We start from the raw sequence: 26982 nt of genomic DNA, 5'->3' as shown, positions 1-26982 counted from the left end.
CCTCATAAACTGTCTTACTTATACAAAGTTATAATTTTCTTTTTCAGTGAAAATCTCTTCATGAATATAAATACCGCGCTTTTCTAGTTCGTCAAAAATAATTTGTGGATTTTCGAAAGCTTCTTCAGGAGTAATAACACCGACTTTATTAACTACTCCTTTTGCAATTAACTCTGTAGCGATTCCAAATGGGATACCAACATTTCTTGTATAGGCCCTTAATTTCTCCCAACCTACTACAGAACCGTCAGATAGCGGATGCGTATGGTATAACACATGCCTTTGTTCTTGATTATTTTTCATACCTACTACTTCTACATGAAGTGCATAACCATAAAGCTCTGTTGCTTGTCCTTCTTTCGATTTTAATAGATACTTCGAAATACAATCCATAATACCAATTTCTTTACCGTTTATTTCAATTTGATCATTACGCAATATACCATAATCATATAAAGCACGAACGAGCTGCATATTTTGCTCTGGCCAAGTTCCTCTTGTTTCAATAAGCTGTACACCTTTATCTTCCAGTGCCTTCGCTAACGTAATCGTTTCTGAATGCGGGATTATATACTGCATTGTTTTTCCGTAAGGTGCTGGTAATTCAATTTCTCTCGGGCGCGCAAACGGAGGTACTTGCTTAAATTCACCTTCCTCATACACTGTACGCGTCGGCAAATGTGGATCATATTCATATGTCGTTGTCTCTGTAATTGATGCAGAAAAAGCAATTGGACGATACGAGCCATGACTTACTCGAACTGACTCTACAGTATCTAACTGATTTGCTGCATACATGGCCATCATTTGCGTTACACCTGGTGTCATACCAAACCCAGGTAAACATGTTGTTCCATGTTGAACAAATTTGGAGTGGGATTCATTTTCTTCACCAAATCCATTTAAGTTCACACCGTGACAACCGGCATCTGCGATACAGCGAGTAGACAATCCATTTAACTTTATCGTCGTACCATCCATTACAATGTTATAGCCCTTCATTTTTGCGACCGTATCCTCATGATTTGTCACATCGACTTTCACAAAATCAACACGAGGATCATTTAACCACTCTACTACTTTTCGGCCTTCCTCTTCATTAAAATCGGCTACCGTAATCGTCTCAAAAGATGAAAATTGAACTAAATCTAAAATTGCTTCACGACAAATTTTACCTGCTCCACCTAAGCAAAATACTTTCACCCTATAACAACCCCTTTAGCAATACTATCAACTAAGCGATTAATATCGTCTTCATGTACATCACCGATATTTCCAATGCGGAACGTATCTACTTTCGAAATTTTACCTGGATAAATAACAAATCCATATCGCTTTAATTCATTATATAGCTGCAAAAATTCAAATCCTGCTTCTGGATAAATGAAAGATGTAATAATAGGAGATTGATATTTTTCATCTACTAATGGCTTAAAGCCCATTTCTTTCATTTTGTGCACTAGTAGTTTTTGATTGCTATAATATCGATTGTAACGGGCTCTTATCCCGCCTTCTTCTTCTAATTCAAGTAATGCCTGATAAAAAGCATGTACAACATGTGTAGGTGAAGTAAAGCGCCATTTCCCATTTTGCTCTTCCATCGTTTCCCACTGATCATATAAATCTAATGATAAAGAACGAGCTTGCCCTTTACATTTCAATAGTTCATCACGATTTGCGATGACAAAACCGAATCCGGGAACACCTTGAATACATTTATTCGCACTACTAATTAGAAAGTCAATTTGCAACTCAGCGATATCTATTTCAATACCACCGAAACTACTCATTGCGTCAACCAGTGTAACTTTTCCGTATTGTTTTCCCAATTTACATACGTCTACAATTGGATTAATAATACCTGTAGTTGTTTCACAATGAACAACTACAATATGCGTAATCTCTTTATCTTGTTGTAATAACTGTTCTACTTCTGCAATATTAGTAGGCTCCCACTCTTCTGTTTGACTGACCACCACATCTATATGTAACATCTCTGCCATTTGTACAATCCGCTTACCATACGCACCATTTGTACAAACTAGCAGCTTTCCGTTTCTAGGAATAACAGAACCAATTACTGCTTCAACCGCAAACGTACCGCTTCCCTGCATTAAAACTGTTGTGTACTTTTCTTCTTCCTTTGTCGCTAACGATACAAGCCTATTTCTTACATCTTGCACCATAGTGTTATATTCAACATCCCACGTACACCAATCGTATAACATAACTTCTTTTACAGTTTTTGTTGTCGTTAATGGTCCTGGTGTTAATAATAAATAGTGATTTTCATTCATGATCGTGTGCCCCCCTTTATGAAATAATAAGTTCTTGTTTCTCGATATGTTCAATTACGTTTTCGAGCTCCTGCATCGTTTCAATTGTAAAATGAGCCCCATTTTCAACGAAACGATTACGAACTACTTCTATTTTTTCACGAAGATCTAACGGATCCATATTCTCAACTTCCTCTTCCGTTAAACCGAGCTCACTACTACCGAGGATTACACCAACTGTCCACATTCCAGCATTTCTGCCCTCTTTCATATCTGACACGGTGTCTCCAACTTTTATCATATGATTCATTGGGTATACACAGAGTTCCATCGCATTTTTATAACACATCCACGGATATGGACGACCTGCTGGAACATCATTTGGCGTCACAAGAAAATCAGGTTTATACCCTTGTATTTCTGCTTCTTTTGCAACAATGTCCATCATTTCTCTCGTATAACCAGTTGTTGATCCAATTTTAATACCTCTTTCACGTAGTGAAGAAACCACTTCTTTTACCCCATCAATTGGCGTGGCATAGTACGGTAAAATAGCAAAGAGAATTTCTTCAAACTCTTCATACATCTCATGAATATCTTCTTCTGTTGGTAATTGTCCGAAGACATGCTTCCACTCATTCGAAATACGGGGCATTTCCGTTAATACCCTAACATGATCAATCTTCAATAACCCCATTGGTTTGCGAGCTTCTTCTGCTGTAATTTCAACACCGCGTTTATGAAAAATCTTCATGAATACTTCTAATGGTGCAAAACATCCGTAATCAACTGTCGTACCTGCCCAATCAAAAATAACTGCTTCAATTTTCATTCTATCCATCACCCTTCTTACTTATCTTTTTTGCCATTGTGACGTTCGGTTACGAAGTGCTTTCGTTCCCCATTCATATACAGCCCTCACTACAATATTTGTAACAACAATAAGTACACTCATTGCAGCTGCTGGTGCTACATTTCCTGCATCGTCCATATTTACAATTGATACAGCAGCTAGTTTAAAATCAGCCGCATATAAGAACACTACTGCCGATACAGTCACCATTGAATTTACGAAATAGTACATAACCATTTCTAAAATAGCTGGTAAACACATCGGTACTGTTATTCGAAAGAAAGTTTTATAAAACGGTACGCTCATCGACTGTGAAACAAGTTCAAACTCTCGGTCTAGTTTCTTTAAAGCAGTCGTTGCGGTAACAAACGTTACAGAGTAAAAATGAATGATATTTACTAATACTAAAACAGCAATTGTGCCATATAAGGAATGAAACGGATTTGTTACTGAAAGTCCTAGAATTTGAATTGTTGGTTGACTAAAGAAAAAGACATATCCTAATCCAAGTACTAATCCAGGAATCGCTAACGGTACAATAGAGAAAAAGTAGCCTACTTTTCTGAAAAACTGTAGCTGTTCTATTTTTTCAATCGCATAAGCGAACACAAATGTTAAAATCGCCCCGATAACTGCCGTAATAGCTGAGACAATTACACTATTTTTAAATGCTTCAATTCCGTCTCCTGTCAAACTTGAAAAATTAAAATGCTCAAGTGTAAAACTCATATTATATGGCCATACTTTCACACTTGCAGCAATACCAACTGCCACAAATAAAAGAATGATCATAAACGTGACTATGCTACAATATACGAATGAAATAACATCTCTTTTCTTATTATTTATTATTCTGTAAGGTACTGCTTTTGAAGATAAGAGATTCGCCTGTTTTCTTTGCGTAATACGATCAACTGCAAATGCGAAAATAGCTGGGATCAATAAAATCATTCCGACAGTTGCGCCCATGGACATATTTTGCTGTCCAATTACTTGCTTATATACGTCAGTAGCAAGTACGTTATATTGTCCTCCAACAATTTTAGGTGCCCCAAAATCAGTGAAACTAAGTGTAAATACAACGAACATCGCACTAATTAATCCGTATTTCACACTAGGTAAAGTAACCGTAAAAAACTGTTTCACTTTACTTGCACCCAACATATTAGAAGCTTCATATAAACGATAATCAGAACCTTGGAGAGCAATTAATAAAATAAGGAATGCTTGCGGAAATGTATACATAACTTCAGCCATTACAATTCCTACTGGTCCGTATAACGGTATTTGTATTCCTTCAAATAAACCAAACATTCCTTTTGTTATTAACCCTTGATTACCAAATAAATATGTAAGCGCAATACCGTGCATCATCGTTGGTGCGAATAATGGTAATAATGCTATGTATTGAAATACGCGCTTTCCAAAAACATTTGTACGAGCGATCGCATATGCGTAAGCGAAAGCAAGTGTAACCGAAATAATTGTTGTAGCGCCCGAAATCCATATCGTATTTTGTAGTGATTGAACTAGCGTTGGTGTTGTGAAATATTTACTGAAATTCGCAACACCAACAAAAGCTCCATCTTTATCATAAAAGGCTTGTGTAAACAGTTGTAATAAAGGCAATACAAGCATGATAAAAAATGAAAGAAGCATACCAATAATTAATAGTCTTTGTATCCACTCTTCTTTACCGATACGTCTCTTAATCTTTTTTTTTGTACTTTCTGCCTTAAAGTTTTCTAACATCTCCATCTATACAATGACCTTCTTTCCATATGACAACATATGATTTTCTGAGAAAGAGATTTGAATTGGCTTTCCTTTTCTAATAGCAGTTTCCTCTACTTCTGATGCCAATATATCCACTACAATTTTCTCATTATAAAGGTGTGTTTTCTCTTCTATGACCCGCACTTCCGTCCGGTATACAGAACCGCGAAATTCCATGCTTTCTACAACTGTTTTAATACCATTATTTTGTACAACTGTTACATGTTCAGGACGAATCGCATGTTCTTCGTTATTTTTCGAAAAGAAATTAATAGAACCAATAAAATCTGCCACAAACGGATTGGCTGGTCTTTGATAAATCTCCTCTGGTGTTCCAATCTGCATAATTTCCGCATGATTCATTACAACAATTTTATCAGCCATCGTTAATGCCTCTTCTTGATCATGCGTTACCATAATAGTTGTTACTCCCACTTTTTCTTGCAAATCACGCATTTCTCTGCGCAACTTTTCACGCACTTTTGCATCTAAAGCAGATAACGGCTCATCAAGTAACAAAATATCGGGAGACAGAGCGAGCGCACGTGCAAGTGCTACTCGCTGCTGTTGTCCACCAGACATTTGAGCAGGATATTTATCTTTTACATTCAGCAAATCCACAAGTTCTAACGCCGATAGCGCTTTTTCTTTTACTTCTGCTTTTCCATATTTTTTTGTTTTTAAGCCGTATTCAATGTTTTCAAGTGCAGTTAAATTCGGAAATAATGCATACGATTGAAAAACCATTCCGAAGTTCCTCTTTCCAGGTGGTAATGCTGTAATATCTTTTCCATTCACAGCAATACTACCTGTTGTTGCCTCTTCTAGCCCCGCTAAAATTCGGAGCAATGTCGTTTTCCCACAACCACTTGGGCCTAATAAACAAACAAACTCATTTTTTTTCACAGTAAAAGAAATATCCTTTAACGCTGTAAATGCATCAAACTGTTTTTGGATGTGTTGAATTGATAAATATTCGCTCATTTTTCTCTCTCCCACTCACTTACTTTTTCGGTTCTGCTTTTTGGCCAAACTCTTTTTCCCATTTTTCTAAAATTTTGTCACGATTTTCTGCTGCCCATTTAAAGTCATTCTTTTTATATAACTTTTCTGTCACATCTTTAGGGAATCCATCTGGAAGTTTATAATCATTTTTAATTGTCGCAAATCCATTTTTCTCGAAGTATAACTTCATTACATCATCTGTAATTGCCCAATCTAAAAATGCTTGCGCTAATTTATCATTTTTAGCATTATCTTTTTTAATAAGTGCGTTCGCTTCTACTTCCCAGCCTAATCCTTCTTTCGGCAGTACAACTTCAACTGGTGCACCTTTTTGTTTCTCTTTCAAAGCACTATAAACCATTGATACACCAACTGGATATTCACCTGCACCTGCTAATTTCGCTGGTTTTGAACCTGAATGAGTATAAGTTGCCATATTATCATGAAGTTTCTTCATGTAATCCCAGCCCTTATCTTCTCCCATAATTTGTAGCCATGCAGAAACTGTTAAAAATCCTGTTCCAGAAGAAGCCGGATGCGGCATAACTAGCGTTCCTTTATATTCTGGTTTCGTTAAATCTTCATATGATTCTGGCATCGGTAAATTTTTCTTCTTCAATTCTTCTTTATTTACAGCAATCCCCGTCATAAATGCAGTATTTCCTACCCATTTTTCTGGTTTCTTATCGTCTTTAAATTGCGAAAGGACACGATCTGCTCCTTTTGGAGAGTATCCTTTTAACATATCTTTTTTCTCTAAAGCTAATAGACTAGACGCTGCAGTTCCCCATACAACATCTGCTTGTGTATTTTTTCCTTCAGCTAGCAATTTCGCTGTAATAACTCCTGTTGAATCACGAACAATGTTCAACTTCACGTCTGGGTACTTCTGTTTAAAAGAATCAAGATAAATCGGTACAAGCTCTTCTTCAATCGCTGTGTAAACAGTTAATGATCCAGATAATTTATCATCTTTTACTTTTGCTCCAGCACTTTCTTCTTTCTTTGCACCACACCCCATTAATAACGAAAATACCATTCCAGTTGCTACAGCTTTAAAGATTGTTTTTTTCACTGTCTCTCTCTCCTTTTACAAATCTTATGTACAACTCTAATATAAACAACTAGTGTAAAAGCAGTATTAAACCAACATTAATCTTTTGTTTGTTGTTTGTTTTTGTGTAATACGTTGCTACTTCTATGTTTTTTCGCATTTTTCTGCTAATATCAAACGTGAAATTTACAAATAATTAAAAAAACCTTTATAATCCCACAAAAAAATGAGGCGTTTGTAAAAAACGCCTCACTTTTGTTTACCTTTTTTTGAATTACGATTTGCATACTTCGCACTATTTTCTCCTTCATACTCTAATGCAAATTCTGCATCTGGTAAGCTTTCTTTCGGAGTTTTATTATTATTAATTGCTGCATTTTGTTTTACTTTTCTTTTTACCAACATATTCACCTGCTCTCACGAAATAACTTTCTATTCTAGTTTGAAACAACTTACAGTAATTATTACTGGGAAGTGTTAACAAGTACATAAGAGCTTATAGATGGAAATACTACATACGAACAAGCCATTACAAAAAGGAGCGATTACTTTGAAAGAAAAAGAAACGATACAATCGCCAATTTTAGACGAGACGCTCCCTCATCAAATGAACTTTCCTTCTTTTAAAGGCACAGGCAAAAAGATGCAACAACCTTTTATAAATCAATATGATGTTGTAATTGGAGACAGTAAATACGATTCCACTAACAGTCCTCTTAATAATTGGAGTGATGAGGTAGATCCTGCCATTATGGCTGGGGAAGAATGGATCCATCCTACAAATGATATCGGATGGATTGCAGAAGAAAATCAAGAATTACTTAAAAACGAAGTTGATAATAAAAATGATGCTTTTATGCATCCCCAATTCGGAATTAACGACTAAAAAACCATTCTACCTAACATAGGTAGAATGGTTTCATACTATCCAATAATAATTCTCTCTTTCGGATATTTATAGCGAGGCGGTTGCTCTCTTCCGCCACTAGCTAATATAAATGTTAAAATACCGACGCGTCCGATAAACATAAGTACAATGAGTACAAGTTTACCAACAGTTGTTAAATCAGGAGTAACACCTGTTGATAGTCCCGTCGTTCCGAAAGCAGAACAAACTTCAACGATTAAGCTCATAAGCGGTACATTTTCCGTAATAGATAAAATGAATAGCGCTGAGGCACATAATAAAATCCCCATCGTCATAACGACAGATGCTTTCAACACGTCCTCTTCATGTAGCTGACGTTTGAAAACTCGGACTGTTCTCCCGCCTCTTGCAAATGTATATAACGATAATATACTAACTGCAAATGTTGTTGTACGTATTCCGCCCCCAACTGAACTTGGAGATGCCCCAATGAACATTAATATACTCATAAATAAAAGCGTTGGTTGTGATAATTCACGTATGTCCATTGTAGCGAGTCCTCCACTTCGCGTCGTCACAGATTGGAATAATGTATAAAATACAGTTTCATGCCATGACTTTCCTACTAAAAAATGATTTCGTTCTAATAGAAAAATCATAATTGTTCCAACAATAACGAGTACAAAAAATGTCGTTGTCGTCAATTTTGTAAATAACGAAAAGCGAAATAGTTGTTGTCGCCTTTTACTAAGGAATTGTTTTACTTCCATTAACACTGGGAAACCGATAGCTCCTAAAATAATAAGCAACATATGAATCATTTGAACAATATAATCTTTTTTGTACGGAATAAGTGATTGTCCTGTTAAATCAAATCCTCCGTTCGTTGTTGCACTCACAGCGGCAAAGAAACCGTGAAAATAAGCTTCTTGCCAAGTCGGGAAATATAGTAAGAACCTTGTACCTAACAGTATTGCTCCAATGAGTTCTATCGAAATAATTACAATTAAAATAGAACGCATCAATTCTACAAGGCCCGATAAATTCCCTTGGTTATGGTCTGCCATAATTAATCTTCTTCTTTGCAAACCAATCTTTTTCCCCGTTATAATCCAGACGAATGTACCAAGCGCCATAATTCCTAATCCGCCTAATTGTAAAATAAGGGCTAAAACAATAATTCCTGCCGTTGTAAACGTATCTGAAATCGTAACAACAGACAGTCCTGTAACACTTACCGCACTAACAGATGTAAATAGTGCATCGATAAATGTCCATTTCACTTCAGGCTTCGTAACAAATGGTAAACTAAGCAAAATTACCGATACGACTACTGCTAGTAAATAAAATACAACGATAAGTTGTACGGGACGTAACTTTTGTAAAAACTTTTTTATATCTCTCATTCCATCACTTCGCTACCTTTTTTCTATCGATTAAATAAAGAAAAATCATCACTTTCTTCATTTGTAAATAACTGCTGAAATAGTTTTGCAAATACCATTCCGTATACAGTTCCATTTCCCCCATACGGCAGTGCGTAATATAAATTATGTATTTTTTTATCTTCTTTTAAAATAGGAAGACCGTCATGACTGCCACCAAATGCTGCTGCCCAATAGTACTCTGCCCGTATATTTTTATACTGCGGGAACATTTCTTTTACAATGTTAATAAGAAGATCACGCTTATGCAATAATTTCGTATCGCCGATTTTTTGAATTTTCAGCGCCTCATCTAATCCGCCTATAACAATGCGATTTTGATACGTTCGACTATACAAATACGGACGTGCTGTTTCCCAAATTAACGATTGCTCATGCCAGCCTTCAAAATAATCTATCTTATTTGTCACAACGGCATAAGACGTTTCTACTGTTGTATTTTTTTCTTTCTTTCCAAAAATTGCTTCATAACCTGTCGCCATAATAATATTCTTTGCTACAATTTTATTTCCTGTTTTCGTATAACAAATTAAATCATTTTGGATTTGTTTAATATGTAATGCCTCTGTATGTTTGTATATAGTAGCGCCCATTTGTTTCGCTTTATGCAAAAGACTATGCGCTAATAAATACGGATTCACTTCTGCATCACCGCTTGTATATAACGCTGCTTGTTTTGCAAATGAATAACGTTTCTTAATATCAGACTCTGTAAAATATTCAACCGGAAATTCATAATGGCGTAACGTATTATATTCTTCTTGTAAAAATGAAACATCCTCATCTCTACTTGCATAATACAAACTATTTCGCGGAATAAAATGGGGATCAATATCGAGAGTTGGCACAACCTTCTCCATTGTTTGCAGCGCTTCATAACAAAGTCTATATGCTCGTACCCCTTTCTCTTCACCAAATGTATGAATAAGAGAGGTTAACGATTTATCATGAACAAATTGTAATAATCCTGTATTTGCAGCTGTGCTACCACATGCAATTGCTCTTTTTTCAATGAGCATAACACGCATTCCAATTTTAGCTAACGAATACGCTATATGAGCACCTGCTTCTCCACTTCCAATTACTAGTACATCACATATCATATCATTTTCTAACGTTGGATAACAAGGTACAGAAACTCCAGCACTCCAAAACAACTTACCAGTCATAAGCTTCATATATTATACTCCTACCATGTAATTTTCTCCTTTCTATGTTTCGTCATTTTCCATAAAAAAATCCAACTAACATACGCTAGTTGGATTTCTTCTCTTTAATTAGAACGCTCTTCAAGCCAATTTCCAACCGTCGGATATGTTTGCTTTACAGCCGTTCCACCATACACAATAGACATATGTCCTGTCGGTAAACATACATACTCTTTATCTGTGCTAGAAATATGATCAAGTAAAGCTTCTACTTGACATGGCAGAGCGATATGATCACGCTTCGCAGAAATATTTAAGACATTCGCCTTAATATTTGCAAGGTCTACCTTTTGTCCGCGAATAACGAGTTCACCCTTCACTAATTTATTATTTTGATAAAAATCACGAATCCATTGTCTATACGATTCACCTGGGAACGGAATACCATCGCCTACCCACTTTTGAACTAATTTCCAACTTTCGACGAAGCGCTCATTTTCTGAACGATCGACTAAAGCAACATATGGACCGACAAAGTTTGTAATTGGTTTTAACATCTTATTTCCGAAATCAATCATTTCTGGCGGAATATTTCCGAATGTATCAACCGCTTTATCTAAATTGAAATATTTCTCATCTAATAAAGGACCGTATAATCCTGTTTCAGAGAAATCAAAAGGACTTGTCATAAAAATCAAGTTACGAATTGGCATGTCCGGATGAAGCGCTGCATAAATAGATGTTAACGTTCCACCCATGCAATAACCAAGTAAAGAAATCTCGTCCGATTTTGCAGTTCTCATTACTTTTTTCACTGCTTTTGCAATATAATCGAACACGAAATCATCAAACTTCAAATGACTATCTTCTAAACCGAATGTGCCCCAATCAAGCATATACACATCAAAACCACGATCTACTAAATATTCCACTAAACTATTTCCTGGAGTTAAATCCATAATATACGGTTTATTAATAAGAGCGTATATTAATAAGATTGGAACTCTCTGTGTTTTTTCTTGTTTTGGAATGTAACGATACAGCTTCGTTTTATTCTTCGTCCAAATAACCTCTTTCGGTGTTAAACCAACTTGTGGTTCTGGTTCGCGTAATAAAACTTCGCTCGCTCTTTTCACACGGCGATATGCTTTACGATATTCTTCTGGGTACAACTCCAATTGCTTTTCCCATTCCGTTACGAATGTAGTCATTTTTCCTATCTCCTTTTTGGTCAATTTCTTTCTAAAAAAAGAAGTGCATTCCTGCTATGGATATGCACTTTTTTCTTACTTCATTACATGTATAATCCGCCGTTAATGTTTAATTGCTGACCTGTGATATACGCACCGTCACGGCATAGATATACTACACCTTTTGCAATTTCATCAGCTTGACCAAAACGTTTTTTCGGGATTTTCGCAACGATTTTTTGACGCACTTCTTCTGGTACTTCTGCTACCATTTCAGTATCAATAAATCCTGGGCAAATTGCGTTTACAGTTACATTTGTTCTTGCAAGTTCTAACGCTAATGATTTTGTAAATCCTAGCATACCTGCTTTTGCTGCTGAGTAGTTTGTTTGTCCAAATCCACCAGCTTGGCCAATAATAGAAGAAATACTAATGATTCTTCCTTCTTCTGCTTCCGATATGTATGGAAGTACCGCACTTGTCGTATTAAATACACTGCTTAAGTTCACGTCAATTACGCGCTCCCAATCTTCACGATTTAACTTCTTGAATGTACGATCTCTTGTAATACCAGCATTATTAACAAGAATATCAACTTTACCAAAATGATTCACAGCTTCTTCTACAAGTCTGTTTGCATCTTCTACTTTAGAAACATCCGCTTGAACTGCATAAACGTCATGTCCTTCTTTTCCTAATTCATTTACTAAGTTTTCAGCTGCTTCTTTACTGCTGTTATAGTTAATAACTACTTTTGCTCCCTCTTCTGCTAATGCTACTGTAATTGCTTTTCCAATTCCTTTTGCCCCACCTGTTACGATTGCTACTTTGCCATTTAATTGAACCATTTCTTTTCCCCCTTAAATGAATTTGTGAACGATTGTTATGAATCATTTTGGTACTCATACTAATTGAGTCCATATATTAATTATGTTTCGTTGTTTATACATGAAAAGAGATTCTCCCTCTCTCTTTTACAAGTTATAAACAAACGCGATTATCATTTTTTATTTTCTGGCTTATTTACAGGCTTTACTTCTTCTTTTACAGGTACTTGTAGTTTAGCTAGTACTGCATTTTGCTTTTCTAGCAATTCTAAAATTTGATCAACTTTCGTTTCTAACGTGCGCATATCTTGTTTTACTTTCGTAACATCACGCTTTAATGTAGGAGCTTGTCCTAATGAATCCACTTTCTCTTCTAGAATTTCCTCGATGTTATCAACTTTATTTTCTAAGTTAATAACAAGCGTAGCTACTCTAGCGATATCCTCTCTCGTCGGCACATTCACCTGTTCTAAATAATTTTTTGTCGTATCATTTAATGCTTTTTGATAAAACAAATTCAAATCTAGAACGCTGCCCATCCAAGCAGAATATTCTTCTGTTTTAATTGTTTCATTGAGCGCTTTTCCCCAAAATGTTTCGGTTTGTTCATAAGCATTTTTCCATGCTTGCAATGGATCGAATTTTTGATCAATCACTTCGACTACACTCCCTTTTTCGTTTTTGAAACAATTCAACCTATTCACTATTTTCTAATATTCCGAATAAAACTTCAAGTATATATTTTATTTTTCTTTATTTTCTAACAAATGTATTGACATTAAAAACAGATAGGTGTAAATTGCACTTATAAGCAAAAAATTCCATCTAACTGATTCATGAGGTGATGCACAATCATGCTACATAATGAACCAGAACACCCAGAAAGTTTGGAAAAAAACCAAGCGAAACAACCAAACTCCATGCCAAAAAACTTCTTAGTTCCTTTCTTACTTCTCTGTCTAAAAGACTGGAGTCTTCATGGTTACAAACTTATTCAAATGCTAATGGACATCGGCTTTTCTTCTGTTGACCAAGGTAATGTGTATAGGACACTACGCAAATTAGAAAAAGAAAATCTTATTTCTTCTACTTGGGATACAAGCGAAGGCGGGCCAGCGAAACGAATTTATTCTTTAACAGAATATGGAGAGCAATATTTAACAACATGTGCGACTTCTTTTGAACATTATCAAAATATGTTGCGGACGTTTTTCACGTTATACACCAATGCATTCTTTCCATTTTCTACTTCTCCAGAAAAGGATGAAAAGGATTCTTCATCTTCACCTGGTGGTACAGCAGAGTAATCTGCGTTCACAATATGCAAAAAAACATTTGGAGGTCAAACAATGGAAACTAAGCCATACGAATTAGTCGATGCATTTTGGAAAAACTGGTCTCAATCTCTTTCCCTCTTCTCTTCAGCTGGGAAACAATTAGAGCAACTTACTTTAGAAACGTTAAAACAACAACAAGACGCTTTGCATAAATTAACATCAGGAGTAGATGAACTAGAAAAAGAACTACACCAATTCACTGCTCAGTTCAATAACCAATATACAGACTATGTAAAGCAATTAACTGGAAACTCCTTAAATGATCAAATTAACGAGTGGCAAGAAAAGTGGAATGAGCTTTCTAATCAAATGCACCAACTTACTGTTTCGCCTACGAAAACATCTTTGTCTATTCTTACTCAAACTAGCGGCCAATTTGAAGAAACAACAAAACACTTTATCGAACAACAACAGTCGCAACGTGCAGAGGTTCAAAAACAGTTAGAAGTTTTTTTGGGAGAGTTCAAGTCCAAACAACTAGAACTCGCAAAGCAGTTCGAGGAAAACTCAAAAAATCTATTTACTTCCATCAAGTAAGAAAAATGTGGCAACTAACTGCAGCACAAACAAAACTCTTTCTTCCTCCTACTACATCAAGATGGCTTACATTTTTCGATATGGAAAAGAAGGAGGACAAAATGAATCCATTTCAAGAAGCACAAACTGTTCCGGAGCTTCGTTACGATGAGATTCAAGTCGGTGATCAAGCATCACTTACAAAAAAAATTACGGATGAGGACGTTATCAATTTTGCAAAATTGACTGGAGATGTAAATCCTATTCACATTCTAGACTCTTTTGCAAAAACGACAATGTTCAAAGAACGTATTGCCCATGGCATGCTCGTTTCAAGTTTTATTTCTACCATTCTTGGAACGAAACTTCCTGGCAAAAATACGATTTATTTATCACAAAACGTTTCATTCCGTGCTCCTGTCAAAATCGGTGATACACTTCGCGTTGTGGCAGAAGTTATTAAAAAACGGGACGATAAAAAAATTATCACATTGCAAACAAACATATATAATCAATCTGATGATATTGTCGTAGAAGGTACAGCGACAATACTGAAAAAAGAGTAGCAAATTTGCTACTCTTTTTTCTATCCAAGAACTTCTAATCACACCGTTTACTTCCGTGTATGAGTACGTCGTTTACACATAAAATAACATTACCAGATAGCACTTAGCTAAACTGGATTACTCTTTAAGGATGTGTATCAACATGGTGAAAACAAACAAATTACTAGTTCCGGGTGCAGAGCAAGCACTTGAACAATTCAAATATGAAATCGCACAAGAATTCGGTGTAAGCTTAGGATCTAATACAGCATCTCGTTCTAACGGATCAGTTGGCGGTGAAGTAACGAAACGTCTTGTTGCTTTAGCTCAACAACAATTACGCGGATAACTATATAACCTATGGCTTAGAGGCAGATATTCTCTGCCTCTTTCTTTTTTAACATACATAATAGTGCTTCTTCACATACTAGTAAGAGCAAATCGAAAGGAACGATATGTGAAATGAAACGGATTAACATTAGCATGAGTCCTCCCCGTGTTCTTACTGTATCTTTTATTATGCTATCAATTATCGGTACATGCCTATTGAAATTGCCAATTGCTACAACAACGTCTATTTCATGGCTCGATGCTTTATTTACAACGGTTTCTGCTTGTACGGTTACAGGGCTTGGTGTTGTGGACACTGGTAAAGTATTTACCTTATTTGGCCAATGTGTCATTTTAACACTTATACAAGTTGGCGGGCTTGGCATTATGAGCTTTGCTGTTTTAATCGCAATTATGCTCGGCAGAAAAATCGGCCTTCAAAACCGGATTTTATTACAACAAGCATTAAACCAAACAAATGTCGGCGGAATCATTCGTCTTGCAAAAGCATTATTTTTATTTTCTTTTACTGTAGAATGTATCGCTACTTTACTTCTCTCTTTTGAATGGGTACCAAAATACGGGGTTGCCAAAGGTATATATTATAGCTTTTTTCATTCTATCTCAGCCTTTAACAATGCTGGGTTTTCTGTGTGGAGCGATAATTTAATGCCATACTCCCATAGCATTCTCGTCAATCTCGTTATTTCTTCCCTCATTATTTTAGGTGGGATTGGTTTTACGGTTATCGTAGATATAAAAAGAAAGAAAAACTTTAAAAACCTTACTTTGCACTCAAAGCTTATGCTCTCTTCTACTCTAATCGTCAATATTATTGCTACAGCTTTTATCTTTATATTTGAGTTCCATAATTCAATTTCCATGAGAGGTTTTACACCATTTGAAGAAGGTATGGCTGCTTATTTTCAAGCGGTTTCAACACGTACTGCCGGGTTTAATACTGTTGATATCTCTGCATTATCAAAACCTTCACTTTTATTAATGATGCTTCTTATGTTTATTGGTGCTGGCAGTGCTTCAACTGGTGGTGGGATTAAGTTAACGACTTTTTTGATTATGTTTTTCGGCGTATTTAAATTTTTGCAAGAACAAGATGATATTGTCGTGTTTAAAAAATCCATTAAAGATACGCTCATTGTCAAATCATTAACGATTACTATTATTTCAATTTCTTTTATTTTTCTTTCCATTTTAATTTTAAGCATCACTGAGAAGGTTCCTTTATTAATGAGTGCTTTTGAAGTATTTTCAGCATTTGGAACTGTCGGCCTTAGCATGAATTTGACGCCACACTTAACAATCATCGGCAAAACAATTATTATCTTTATGATGTTTTTTGGAAAGATGGGGCCTTTAACATTAGCCTTTTCATTTGCACGTAAAAAACAAAGAAAAATAAAATATCCCAACGAAGATATTTTAACAGGTTGACAACCGTATAAATTATCCATATAATGAGAGTACAATAGCATATCTCCAAAGGGGAGTAGCGTCCAAGAACTATTTCTTGGAAACAAAGTCGTCATTACGTAGAACTTAGTTCTTCCGGCTTTGTTGGCATTTTCATTACATATGTCTAGCAAGACCTTTGCCTATCAACGGCAGAGGTCTTTTTTGTTTTCAAATTCCTTCCACCGTTGATACGCAGGAGTATGGGGAAACTAAACAGTGGGGAACTTCTTCACTTGTTTAGTCTTTATAGAAATGAGAGGAGAATGTACATGGATGTATCATTATTATTGGAGTATGGTTGGGTATTACTCATCCTAATTGCACTAGAGGGGATTTTAGCGGCTGATAACGCTCTCGTTCTCGCAATTATGGTAAAACATTTACCAGAAGAAAAACGAAAGAAAGCACTATTTTATGGATTAGCAGGAGCGTTCGTTTTCCGCTTCGGATCACTATTTATGATTTCGTTCCTAGTAGATGTATGGCAAGTGCAAGCAATTGGTGCGATTTATCTTATGTTTATCGCGGGGAATCACTTATTTAAAACGTATGTTAAAAAGAATACACATGAAGAAACAGAAGAAAAAGAAGCAAAGAAAAAACAAGAGAACTTTTGGTGGACTGTATTTAAAGTCGAAGTTGCTGATATCGCCTTCGCAGTTGATTCAATTTTAGCTGCTGTTGCATTAGCAGTGACTTTACCGAAAACAGGATTAGGTACGATTGGTAGTCTTGATACAGGTCAATTTATCGTTATCTTTACAGGTGGACTTATCGGATTAGTTATAATGCGATTTGCAGCAACTGCTTTCGTACAAATATTAAAACGTAAACCAGGACTTGAAACTGCAGCATTTTTAATTGTAGGTTGGGTTGGTGTGAAATTAACAGTTTATACGCTAGCACACCCTGCTTTAAATGTCCTTCCGCATTCATTCCCAGAATCCACTCCGTGGAAGCTTACATTCTGGATTGTATTAGTTGGAATCGCAGTTTGCGGTTGGTTCTTCTCGAAAGAAGTAGAAGTAAAAGTAGAAAAGAATTTAGACGAAAAAGCGCTGTAATTACAGCGCTTTTTCTTTTTTCTCGTTTCAATTCCCCTCTCTATTTTCAGAAAAAATTCCATTATACTACCTTTTGTAAACGCTTCCTTTCTAGATGTATGTCCTTTTTGTGAAATATTGCACAAACTTATTGAAACTATGAACAAATCCATGTACCTTATTCATATAAGGAGTATTTATAGACGATGTATTAAAGGAGCGTATTACTCATGCTAGAACAAGGATTAGATTACGTTGTAAAACTGGCTAAGAGCAAAAAACAAATGCTAGATATAAATCCAATGCAATATTTCATTCGTGCTGCACTTGCGGGCATTTATATCGGTTTTATTATTGTACTATGTTTTAAATTAGGTAACTTTTTTCATATTGCAGATTCACCAGCAACATATTTAGCTTCCTCCATGTTTTTCGGAATTGCTCTCGTACTTATTATATATGGCGGCGCTGAATTATTTACTGGCAATACGATGTACTTCACAGTGGCAACTTTAAGAAAAGAAACAACGATTTCTGATACACTTCGCAACTGGGTTGCTTGTTATGCAGGTAACTTAGCTGGCGCTTTATTCTTTGCCTTACTATTTTACGCAACTGGAATTTTCGAAGCAATTGATCACAGTCATTTAATGAATAAAGTTGTTGAAGGAAAGATGAATACACCTACAATGCAATTATTCTTTAAAGCGATTTTATGTAACTGGCTCGTATGTCTTGCCTGCTTCTTACCTTCTCAAGTGAAAGGTGACACAGCAAAAATATTAATGATGATGATGCTCGTTTTCACTTTCTTTTTATCTGGTTATGAGCATAGCATTGCAAACTTATCACTGTTTGCTTTATCTTTAGTATCACCACATCCTGAGACAATTTCTTTTGCGGGCGCTATTCATAACTTAATTCCAGTTACAATCGGTAACATTATTGGCGGATCCGTATTTGTCGGTATGGTATATCATTACTTAACAAAGAAAGCACCTGTTGTTGAACAAGAGAAAACTCAATTAGTTGGAGCTCAAACGGAGGAAATTATTCCTTTACAAGCACATATGAAACATTAAAAACTCCAAAGTTTTACTTTGGAGTTTTTAGCTCCCTACATATTTCAAGGCAATATAAGGATTAATTTCCCCGTTTTCCTTCCCTCTCTCTATGCTCTTTTTCATCTGATGCATACCGATGACATCATTTGTATGAAGGTGAATTTCATTAACATATAAACCTTCGTTGCAGAAAGCTTCTACGAAATCTAACCCACTTTTTTGTCGCCATCCATATTATAATCGAGGGAAATAATATTCACCTCATTATCCCTAACAATTTGCAAGGCAGATTCTACTGTAGTTGCCAAAACATATCCGTATGGGCAACTTCTTTGATCATCCATATATACATTCATTTTCTATCTCCTCTCTATTTTGCATATGTGACCAACACATAACATATTGCTCCAAGGCTAATAAAAGGTCCGAACGGAATTGGAGTTCTTATGTTTATACGTTTTAGCGCTATACTTATCCCGAAAAAACAAAGACTAAAGCAAGATGCTAAAAATAAAGTTATAAAAACCCCTTTCACTCCGACTATACATCCGAGTAACGAAAGTAATTTCACATCACCTCCGCCAAGACCATCTGGATAAATCTTTTGCATGCAATATAACAAAATGAATATAGTTCCACTACCAGCTAAACTATCTATCCAAGTAACTAACGGTACAAAAATACATTCTAAAATAAGCAAAAGCGCAAACCAAATTAAAATACGATTAGGTATTAGCATATATACTAAATCTGTAACTGAAATAATTAGAAGTAACGAAAAAAGCGATAAAATGATGATGAGCTCTCTTTCCATTCCAATTACATATACAGTAAGAAAAAATAAACTGCCTGTAACAAATTCAAATACTATGTACAAACTTGAGATTTTGCTCTTACAATTCGTACAACGCCCTTTTTGTATACAAAATGAAATGATTGGAATAAGTTCTTTCGGCTGTAACGTATACTTGCAGTAATGACAGTACGAACGCGGTTTAATAATAGATTCCCCTACTGGAACTCTCATCGCAATCACCATAAAAAAAGAACCAAACACCATACCTATTAACAATGCATATAAATAAGTGAACATCCCTTCCTCTCCTTTCCAAAAGAACATAACAAAAAAAGGAGAGAACTTCTACTTCATATTATCTTTATTCTATTAAAAAAGCAGGCCGTTTTCCGGCCTGCTTTCCCCTATTTTATACGATGAAATATACTGCTTTTAACGGCCCGTGTACTCCGACAACAAGATTCATTTCAATATCCGCAGAGTTACTTGGTCCTGTAATAAAGTTAATACAAGATGCGACTGCTTCACCTTTTTCCACACGAGAGTTCATATGTTGAACTGCCTGTGTAATACGCGGTACAAGTGTTTCACGTGGAATAATAGCAAAGTATACAGTCGGTAAAAAGTGTAAAGAACGCCCTTGTCCTTTATGACTTTGTACAACAATCGTACCAGATTCAGCTAAAGTATAATCACTAAATGCAATACCGATATTCGCTTTTTCCGCTATACGCATATTCTCTTCTTTTTTCTCAGGATCCCATACATTTACCTCAACATTTTGCTTTGGAAGCTCTTCTTTAAATAAAGAAGTCAATCCATAGGAATCAAAACGTTCATCTGCTGATAATATAATAGGTCCTCCGCCGTTTTCAACGATTACTTTTTGAATATCTTCACGTAAGCGGTCGTTTGTCGTTTCCACAACAGTTGTATGAATGTTTGTACATTGCTTTTTAAATACTTCTAACAATTCTTCTTGTGAATAATCTTTTAACGTTTCAACATTCACATTACTTTTCCATGCTGGACGTTCTACGCCTTCTGTTTTACGCGCGCGCCCAAGTTCTTTTGCGATATTATCTAGAAAGGACTCACGGTTTTGAATTAATCCTGTCATTATTTGTCCCCGCCTTTCTTATGATCTTTATACCAATCACGGAATCGTTCTTTACTTGGAGCTGGGAATTCACGAATATCCGTCCAGTTTTTAAGTGGTCCAACACCTTTTGATACACGGTTACCAGATGTAAATGGACTCATTGCTGCCGGTGCCATTTTCGATCCCATTTTATATAAAGCTGCTGAAGAAGCACCCATACTAAACATTTTCATTGCTAATTTTTCTGCAAGTGGGGCACGACCTTCTTGCTCAACGATGACTTGACGATGTTTTAATAATAAATCATGTAATGGAATTTTTACTGGACAAGCTTCTGTACATGCTCCGCATAAACTAGATGCATAAGGAAGCTCTTTGTAATCGTCATACCCACCTAAAAGTGGTGTTAATACCGCACCGATTGGTCCTGAATAAATAGATCCATACGAATGTCCACCAACGTGACGATATACGGGACATACGTTAACACAAGCGGCACAACGAATACATTGCAATATTGAACGGAATTCCGATCCAAGAATTTGAGAGCGGCCATTATCAACAACGACTAAATGAAACTCTTCTGGTCCATCTACCTCTTCCTCTTGAATTGGTCCTGCTACTGTTACATAACTTGTTAATTTTTGACCTACCGCACTACGACATAGTAAACCAACTAAAACATCTAATTCTTCCATTGTCGGAACCATACGTTCCATACCCATTACTGCAATTTGTGTTTTCGGAATCGACATGACAAGATCGGCATTACCTTCGTTCGTCACTAAACAAAGAGAGCCAGTATTTGCAACAGCGAAGTTACAACCTGTCACACCAATTTCTGCATCCATAAATTTCTCACGAAGTTGTTTACGAACAAACTTTGTCATTTCGTATGGATCATCAGAATTTTCATATCCAAGTTTTTCTTTAAATACATCACGAATTTGCGTTCTGTTTTTATGAAGTGCAGGCGCAATAATATGTGATGGTGGATCGTTATCTACTTGCAAGATATACTCTCCCAAGTCACTCTCTAACACTTCACAACCAATCTCTTCAAGGGCATGATTCATACTAATTTCTTCAGTTACCATTGATTTTGATTTTACAACTTTCTTCGCTTGTTTCTTTTTTGCAACGTCTTGAATATACTTTGCTGCATCCTCTTTCGTTTTCGCAAAGTAAACGTGACCGCCTCTTTTTGATACATTTTCACTTAACTGCATTAAATAATAATCAAGATTTTCTAACGTATGTTGACGAATTTGTTCACCTAGTTCACGCCACTCTTCCCAGTTTCCCAACTCGTCAGCTGCTTTTAATCGATTTGTATATAAACGCGTTTGTGCAGAAGATACCGCTCCGCGCATAAACGAATCTTGAATTCCATCGCCAACGCGATCATTAAATTTTTTCTCACTGATTTTCATAGACATAGCTTATGTTCCCCCTTCATGAGCGACTATTCAAGACCTCAGCAATATGCATTACTTTTACTTCTTTTCCTAAACGCTCAATACGTCCGCCAATGTTTAACAAACACCCACAATCTGCACCGATTAAATAATCAGCACCTGTTTCCATTACACTATCTACTTTTTCATCTACCATTTGCTCAGAAATTGGAGTCATCTTAACTGAAAACGTTCCCCCAAACCCACAACAATTTTGCACGTTCGGCAGTTCTCTCACAATTAATCCTTTTACGCTTGATAATAAAATTCCTGGTGCCTCTTTTACTCCAAGCAGGCGTGTCATATGACAAGATTTATGAATAGTAGCTATCCCTGGTAAACTTGCACCAACATCTGTAACTTTTAAAACATCTACAATAAATTGTGTAAATTCATATGTTTTATCAGCAACCTTTTGTGCACGTTTAGCCCACTTCGGATCATCTTTAAAAACATGCGGATACTCATGAAACATTGTCGCACAAGATCCAGATGGCGTAACAATATATTCTGCATCTTCGAAAGTTTCAATCATATGTTTCATCGCTTCTTTTGCTGCTTCTACATGGCCGCTATTATAAGCAGGCTGACCACAACAAACTTGTGCTTCTGGAAATTCAATTTCACAACCTAAACGCTCCAATACTTCAACTGTTGCTTTACCGACGTTTGTTTCAAACATATCGACTAAACAAGTAACAAATAAAGTAACTTTCATAACTATAATTCCCCCTCATTACAACTCCGCCAAAAATCATATGGTCATCAGATGACTAAGATTAGAAGAAGTAGGCTCAACCATGGCCTATCCTCTCCCTCTTCTAAAGAAAACGCTTACTTAATCTCTCTCTATTTTATCAGAAAATTAGATTTTTAAAAGATTAAATTACGAATTTATATCGCTTTTACCTGTGACAATATGTTCTACATTTGTTAAATGATCTAGCATCGCTTGCTGCGCTAATTCCACATCTTGCTTTAACACCGCATCATATATAGATTGATGCTCTTCTAAAAGTCGTTCTGATGTTGTTTGTTCACCATATAAAATAATGCGTCTTGATTCACCAATCGTTTCAGCAATCATCTCTGAAACATGATTCATGAGCTCAAGCAAGATGTTATTATGCGAAGATTCTGCAATTCCCATATGAAAATGAAAGTCTGCTTTTTCGCCAGCATTCTCATCTCCAATGCTCTTTGCCATTTCATCTAACCACTGCTTCATATTTTGCAAATTAGCTTCCGTACGTTTTGCCGCTGCCGCTCGAACTGCCCCCACTTCGAGCACCTTCCGTACTTCTAATAAATTCAAAATATCCTCTTTCTTCATTAATAACTTGTTATTTAGTGATTTTGTTAATGAAGAAGGATCGAAATTCCTTACATATGTACCTTCTCCTTGTTTCATTTCAATTAAGCCCATTGCTCTTAGCGCACTTAGCGCTTCACGAACAGCAGATCTGCCAACTTGAAACTGCTCAGCTAATTGATGAACAGGAAGTAGTTTGTCACCAGGTTTTAACGTACCATTTTTAATCATTGTTAAAATAGCTTCAGATACTTCTTCGTAAATTTTTTTCGGTTTAATAGATTTGTACTCCAGTTAAATCACCTCAGTATCTTCCAAACAACAATTGTAACGTTTTATAAGAACTTAGCATCCATAACTATTTTAGAACGAATTAGTAAGAAGTACAAATGTTTTGTTCATAAAATAGTCAAATTTTTGATATTTGTTTGATATTAATTAATACATTTACGCGTAACTATTTACCTTCAATATGAAGAGCATATTCCAAAAGTTAGAATATGCTCTCCTCATCTTGTGCTTTTAATTTAATACTAACTGTCGTGCCCTTACCTTTTTCACTTTCTATTCTCCACTCACCGTCATGTATATGAACAATTTGCCTTACAATTGCAAGACCTAAACCTGTTCCACCGTGTTGACGACTTCTCGCTTTATCTACTCGGTAAAAGCGTTCCCCCAGATTTTCTAAATGCTCTCTATCAATACCTATTCCTGTATCTTTTATGTGCAATTCACAATAATCATCGATTTGCTTTAATGTTATTATGATGTCCCCGTTTTGATTTGTATAACGTATCGCATTATCTAACACATTATGAAGTACTTGTTGCATACGATCCTCATCAATCATTACGATAATTTCAGGATTTAAATTCTTTGAAATACGAAGTTTTTTTTCTATAAACTGTAACTCGTACGTATCTAGTACATCTTCAATAAGCTGTGAAAAAACGATAGGTTGTTTCTTTAGAGGAAAGTGTTCACCTTCTAGCTGCGCTAGATCTAATAAATCATGAACGAGGCGCTGCATGCGATCTGCTTCTTTATGGATAAGTTGCGTTACTTTTTCCTGCTGCGGTCCCTTCGCTACACCGTCTAAAATAGCTTCACTATATCCTTTAATATAACTAAGCGGTGTTCTAAGTTCATGCGAAACATTAGCTAAAAATTCCTTACGCTTTACATCTTCTGTTTCTAAAGAATTTGCCATTTTATTAAACGCTTTTCCCAATCGTCCAATTTCATCTTCTGAAGAAATTGTAATCCGCTCTGAGAAATCTCCAGTAGCCAAATGATTTGCAACTCGTTCCATTTGCGAAAGCGGTCTCGTAATAGCAATAATAATTTTTCTACCAATCCATATTGTAATTAAAATCATCGCAAGTGCTAACGGTGCTAAAATAAGACCCATATCAAATATTAAGTCTTTTATACTTTTTAAAGGAATATAAGAGTATACAATACCAACTAATTTTTTATTATCTAAAACAGGGATGACAACACCCATAATATTACGATCAAAATGTTCTTCATACCCTATCTTTGTCACAGTTTCTCCATCTAATAGCGCCTGTCTATCCCCTTCACTTATAAGAGAATGATGGTGAACATCAAAAGGCATACATGCGCTTAAATCACGCGGATTGTACACGAAAAGGACATCTGAACTAGATATTTGATCGTATGCCCTTACTTTCTCTTCAAAAGTGGATACTCCTTCATTTTTATCATATTGCGTGGCAAGACGCTTCCCTTCCATTACTAATGAATCTTTTAAATTATCAACGTATAACTTTTCATATGAGTATAAAGATACAAAATAAAGAAAGGAAACTGTTACACATACTGCACATACTACTGTAAGCCAAAGCTTTTGTACCATCGTAAACATACGTTACACCTCAAATTTATAACCTACACCCCAAACGGTTTGAATGTAGTTTCCACTTTCTCCGAGCTTTAGACGCATCGTTTTCACATGCGTATCTACCGTTCTTGTACTTCCTGCATAATCATATCCCCACACCTTTTCAAGCAATTGTTCCCGGCTAAATACTTGTCCATTATGTTGGCAAAGGAAATATAGTAAATCAAACTCTTTAACCGTAAGTGATACTGCTTGTCCATCCGTCTCAATTCGTCTACTTTTTTCATTAATAAGGATTGGTCCAAACTGAATCTCTTCTTGCTGTTCTTGCTTTGTATATCGTCTTAAAACAGCTTCCATACGAGCGATTAATTCCCCGGGACTAAACGGCTTTACAATATAATCATCTGCTCCCATACGTAAGCCGTTCACCCTATTCCACTCTTCACCTTTTGCTGTTAAAAATATAATAGGTACATCCGACGTTTTTCGAATCTCTTTACAAACTGAAAGCCCATCCATCTCTGGCATCATAATATCTAGTACAACGAAATCGTAATGATCCGTCTCTAATTTTCGAAGTGCCTCTTTTCCATTTTCAGCTTCTCCCCACTCGTATCCGAAGTTATCTAAGTACATTCCGACAAGTTGCCTCATATCACTTTCGTCATCTACGACTAGCACTTTATATTTACTCATTGTCCTTCCCCTTCTCTCTCTATGAGTTGAAACGGTCCTTTTCCGACTTTAATTGTTTGTTTTATTTTCATATTCTTCATATCCATTACGCATACTTCATCGCTATCATAACTAGCTACATATCCTTCTGCACCGCTTTTCAAAAATGCAAATGGATTAGATCCTACTTCTGCAAATCCTACCTCTTGATACGTACTTGCATCAAACTTTCTAAGCGTATTCGAACCGTGACTTAGCGCATATACATACTTATCATCCTTTGTTATATTCACAGGCATAAACGGAGCATGTAAAGAACGTACCATTTCTCCGCTCTGTAATGAATACACTAATACTTTCTCATTCACTTGACTTCCATCACCATGTCCGCCAATCCATATTTCTTTCCCATCAGCGCTAACCGTTGCTCCTGTTGATGCTGGTGGAATCATAAAGGACTGTATCACTTCTTTTTTCATTGTATCAATGGTCGTTAGTTTCGTATCATAAAAGTTGAGTACAGATAACTGGTTATGATGCTCTACCATCGTTATCGGCCCTTTTCCTGTTGAAACACTCCCTGTCTCTTTCCCTTCTATCGTAAAGAACCTTACCTTTTGAGCATTTTGATCGGCAACAAATAATTGTTTTTTATCTTCTGATACGACTACATTCACAATTCCTTTTCCTGTTTTATATTTTTCCACTTGCCTTCCTTCTGCTAGTGAATATACATACATATATTCTAACTGCTTTCCGTATACAAGTATTTCCTCGTTATTTGGAAGTAGTGCAATTCCTGCCATCGGTTCATTTAATTCCCATGTCGCGATTAACTTTTTAGCTTTTTTATCAATAAAACTAATACTACCTTCCTTTATATTCGTTGTTATAATAACACTTTTATCTTTAGTAATCGGTGTATATGAACTTCCTTGACACCCTACTAATAGAAATAAAAAACAGAGAAGAAAAACATACTTTCTCAAAAGATTCCCTCCATCTTCGGATGATTTC

The 26982-nt window shown here is 35.9% G+C and carries 28 protein-coding genes, 1 pseudogene and 1 riboswitch; of the genes and pseudogenes, 8 read left to right on the top strand and 21 right to left on the bottom strand.

What is annotated here, in order from left to right; all coding sequences use genetic code 11:
- Positions 1-18: 18 nt before the first annotated feature.
- From LCF45_RS06745 to LCF45_RS06715, 7 genes are all read right to left on the bottom strand, one after another.
- Positions 19-1203, bottom strand: a complete 1185-nt coding sequence (locus LCF45_RS06745; protein ID WP_002126167.1) for a saccharopine dehydrogenase family protein — start codon at positions 1201-1203, stop codon at positions 19-21.
- The gene (gene phnW / locus LCF45_RS06740) at positions 1200-2297 is read right to left on the bottom strand and encodes a 2-aminoethylphosphonate--pyruvate transaminase (protein ID WP_002168848.1); all 1098 of its coding nucleotides are present in this window, start codon (positions 2295-2297) and stop codon (positions 1200-1202) included. The genes LCF45_RS06745 and phnW overlap by 4 nt, the downstream gene beginning before the upstream one ends.
- A gap of 16 nt (positions 2298-2313) precedes the next feature.
- On the bottom strand, positions 2314-3108 hold the full coding sequence (phnX, locus tag LCF45_RS06735; RefSeq protein WP_002186358.1) for a phosphonoacetaldehyde hydrolase: 795 nt from the start codon (positions 3106-3108) through the stop codon (positions 2314-2316).
- Positions 3109-3129: 21 nt separating this feature from the next.
- Complete coding sequence (locus LCF45_RS06730; RefSeq protein ID WP_078206333.1) at positions 3130-4887, bottom strand: putative 2-aminoethylphosphonate ABC transporter permease subunit; 1758 nt, start codon at positions 4885-4887, stop codon at positions 3130-3132.
- A complete protein-coding gene (locus LCF45_RS06725; RefSeq protein ID WP_002086828.1) occupies positions 4888-5889 on the bottom strand; it encodes a putative 2-aminoethylphosphonate ABC transporter ATP-binding protein in 1002 nt (333 codons plus the stop codon).
- Between the two features lie 19 nt (positions 5890-5908).
- On the bottom strand, positions 5909-6985 hold the full coding sequence (locus LCF45_RS06720; RefSeq protein ID WP_002030507.1) for a putative 2-aminoethylphosphonate ABC transporter substrate-binding protein: 1077 nt from the start codon (positions 6983-6985) through the stop codon (positions 5909-5911).
- 228 nt (positions 6986-7213) lie between these two features.
- On the bottom strand, positions 7214-7369 hold the full coding sequence (locus LCF45_RS06715; RefSeq protein ID WP_002011566.1) for a hypothetical protein: 156 nt from the start codon (positions 7367-7369) through the stop codon (positions 7214-7216).
- Positions 7370-7466: 97 nt separating this feature from the next.
- On the opposite strand from LCF45_RS06715, the gene LCF45_RS06710 reads away from it, so the two are divergent.
- A complete protein-coding gene (locus LCF45_RS06710) occupies positions 7467-7850 on the top strand; it encodes a DUF3905 domain-containing protein (protein WP_002011568.1) in 384 nt (127 codons plus the stop codon).
- A 38-nt stretch (positions 7851-7888) separates the two neighbouring features.
- Here LCF45_RS06710 and LCF45_RS06705 read toward each other — a convergent pair whose 3' ends face one another.
- From LCF45_RS06705 to phaR, 5 genes are all read right to left on the bottom strand, one after another.
- A complete protein-coding gene (locus LCF45_RS06705) occupies positions 7889-9238 on the bottom strand; it encodes a TrkH family potassium uptake protein (protein WP_002126155.1) in 1350 nt (449 codons plus the stop codon).
- A gap of 23 nt (positions 9239-9261) precedes the next feature.
- The gene (locus tag LCF45_RS06700; protein WP_263894717.1) at positions 9262-10455 is read right to left on the bottom strand and encodes an NAD(P)/FAD-dependent oxidoreductase; all 1194 of its coding nucleotides are present in this window, start codon (positions 10453-10455) and stop codon (positions 9262-9264) included.
- A 95-nt stretch (positions 10456-10550) separates the two neighbouring features.
- Positions 10551-11636 (bottom strand): class III poly(R)-hydroxyalkanoic acid synthase subunit PhaC, encoded by a 1086-nt coding sequence (phaC, locus tag LCF45_RS06695; RefSeq protein WP_002011573.1) that lies wholly within the window; start codon positions 11634-11636, stop codon positions 10551-10553.
- An 83-nt stretch (positions 11637-11719) separates the two neighbouring features.
- Positions 11720-12463, bottom strand: coding sequence for an acetoacetyl-CoA reductase (locus LCF45_RS06690; RefSeq protein ID WP_000250406.1), 744 nt, complete (start codon positions 12461-12463; stop codon positions 11720-11722).
- Positions 12464-12615: 152 nt separating this feature from the next.
- On the bottom strand, positions 12616-13098 hold the full coding sequence (gene phaR, locus LCF45_RS06685) for a polyhydroxyalkanoic acid synthase subunit PhaR (RefSeq protein ID WP_000566956.1): 483 nt from the start codon (positions 13096-13098) through the stop codon (positions 12616-12618).
- Positions 13099-13296: 198 nt separating this feature from the next.
- Here phaR and phaQ point away from each other — a divergent pair, with 198 nt between their 5' ends.
- The 7 genes from phaQ (at position 13297) to LCF45_RS06650 (ending at position 18768) form a co-directional block, all read left to right on the top strand.
- On the top strand, positions 13297-13749 hold the full coding sequence (gene phaQ / locus LCF45_RS06680; RefSeq protein ID WP_000903018.1) for a poly-beta-hydroxybutyrate-responsive repressor: 453 nt from the start codon (positions 13297-13299) through the stop codon (positions 13747-13749).
- 42 nt (positions 13750-13791) lie between these two features.
- Complete coding sequence (phaP, locus tag LCF45_RS06675) at positions 13792-14316, top strand: polyhydroxyalkanoic acid inclusion protein PhaP (protein WP_078178267.1); 525 nt, start codon at positions 13792-13794, stop codon at positions 14314-14316.
- Between the two features lie 101 nt (positions 14317-14417).
- On the top strand, positions 14418-14861 hold the full coding sequence (locus tag LCF45_RS06670; RefSeq protein WP_001067911.1) for a MaoC family dehydratase: 444 nt from the start codon (positions 14418-14420) through the stop codon (positions 14859-14861).
- A 142-nt stretch (positions 14862-15003) separates the two neighbouring features.
- Positions 15004-15189, top strand: a complete 186-nt coding sequence (locus LCF45_RS06665; RefSeq protein WP_000241212.1) for an alpha/beta-type small acid-soluble spore protein — start codon at positions 15004-15006, stop codon at positions 15187-15189.
- Between the two features lie 113 nt (positions 15190-15302).
- Positions 15303-16622 carry a TrkH family potassium uptake protein gene (locus LCF45_RS06660; protein WP_002126145.1) on the top strand — a complete coding sequence of 440 codons (1320 nt, stop codon included), beginning with the start codon at positions 15303-15305 and terminating at the stop codon, positions 16620-16622.
- Between the two features lie 38 nt (positions 16623-16660).
- Positions 16661-16833, top strand: a riboswitch (yybP-ykoY riboswitch).
- A 79-nt stretch (positions 16834-16912) separates the two neighbouring features.
- Complete coding sequence (locus LCF45_RS06655) at positions 16913-17707, top strand: TerC family protein (protein ID WP_002011580.1); 795 nt, start codon at positions 16913-16915, stop codon at positions 17705-17707.
- A 209-nt stretch (positions 17708-17916) separates the two neighbouring features.
- Positions 17917-18768 carry a formate/nitrite transporter family protein gene (locus tag LCF45_RS06650; protein WP_002011581.1) on the top strand — a complete coding sequence of 284 codons (852 nt, stop codon included), beginning with the start codon at positions 17917-17919 and terminating at the stop codon, positions 18766-18768.
- A gap of 27 nt (positions 18769-18795) precedes the next feature.
- Here LCF45_RS06650 and LCF45_RS06645 read toward each other — a convergent pair.
- The 9 genes and pseudogenes from LCF45_RS06645 to LCF45_RS06605 all read right to left on the bottom strand — a co-directional run bounded on the left by LCF45_RS06645 (position 18796) and on the right by LCF45_RS06605 (position 26954).
- Positions 18796-19106 (bottom strand): annotated as a pseudogene (locus LCF45_RS06645) (cyclic-phosphate processing receiver domain-containing protein).
- Between the two features lie 14 nt (positions 19107-19120).
- Positions 19121-19843, bottom strand: a complete 723-nt coding sequence (locus LCF45_RS06640; RefSeq protein WP_263894716.1) for a prepilin peptidase — start codon at positions 19841-19843, stop codon at positions 19121-19123.
- Positions 19844-19955: 112 nt separating this feature from the next.
- Positions 19956-20666: a LutC/YkgG family protein gene (locus LCF45_RS06635; RefSeq protein ID WP_002126142.1), complete on the bottom strand. Its 711-nt coding sequence runs from the start codon at positions 20664-20666 to the stop codon at positions 19956-19958.
- Positions 20666-22087, bottom strand: a complete 1422-nt coding sequence (locus LCF45_RS06630) for a LutB/LldF family L-lactate oxidation iron-sulfur protein (protein WP_002011586.1) — start codon at positions 22085-22087, stop codon at positions 20666-20668. Before LCF45_RS06630 ends, LCF45_RS06635 begins: the two co-directional genes overlap by 1 nt.
- Positions 22088-22103: 16 nt before the next feature.
- Complete coding sequence (locus LCF45_RS06625) at positions 22104-22823, bottom strand: (Fe-S)-binding protein (protein WP_002011587.1); 720 nt, start codon at positions 22821-22823, stop codon at positions 22104-22106.
- A 168-nt stretch (positions 22824-22991) separates the two neighbouring features.
- Positions 22992-23681: a FadR/GntR family transcriptional regulator gene (locus tag LCF45_RS06620; protein WP_263894884.1), complete on the bottom strand. Its 690-nt coding sequence runs from the start codon at positions 23679-23681 to the stop codon at positions 22992-22994.
- Between the two features lie 229 nt (positions 23682-23910).
- Positions 23911-25311, bottom strand: coding sequence for a sensor histidine kinase (locus LCF45_RS06615; RefSeq protein ID WP_078202985.1), 1401 nt, complete (start codon positions 25309-25311; stop codon positions 23911-23913).
- 3 nt (positions 25312-25314) lie between these two features.
- Positions 25315-25986 (bottom strand): response regulator transcription factor, encoded by a 672-nt coding sequence (locus LCF45_RS06610; RefSeq protein ID WP_078202984.1) that lies wholly within the window; start codon positions 25984-25986, stop codon positions 25315-25317.
- Positions 25983-26954 (bottom strand): YncE family protein, encoded by a 972-nt coding sequence (locus LCF45_RS06605; RefSeq protein WP_263894715.1) that lies wholly within the window; start codon positions 26952-26954, stop codon positions 25983-25985. The genes LCF45_RS06610 and LCF45_RS06605 overlap by 4 nt, the downstream gene beginning before the upstream one ends.
- Positions 26955-26982 lie beyond the last annotated feature (28 nt).

The sequence above is a fragment of the Bacillus sp. 41-22 genome (assembly GCF_025809295.1).
Lineage (GTDB): Bacteria > Bacillota > Bacilli > Bacillales > Bacillaceae_G > Bacillus_A > Bacillus_A mycoides.
The sequence above is the reverse complement of the archived record's forward strand: the minus strand, read 5'-3'. Positions and strand labels throughout refer to the sequence as shown.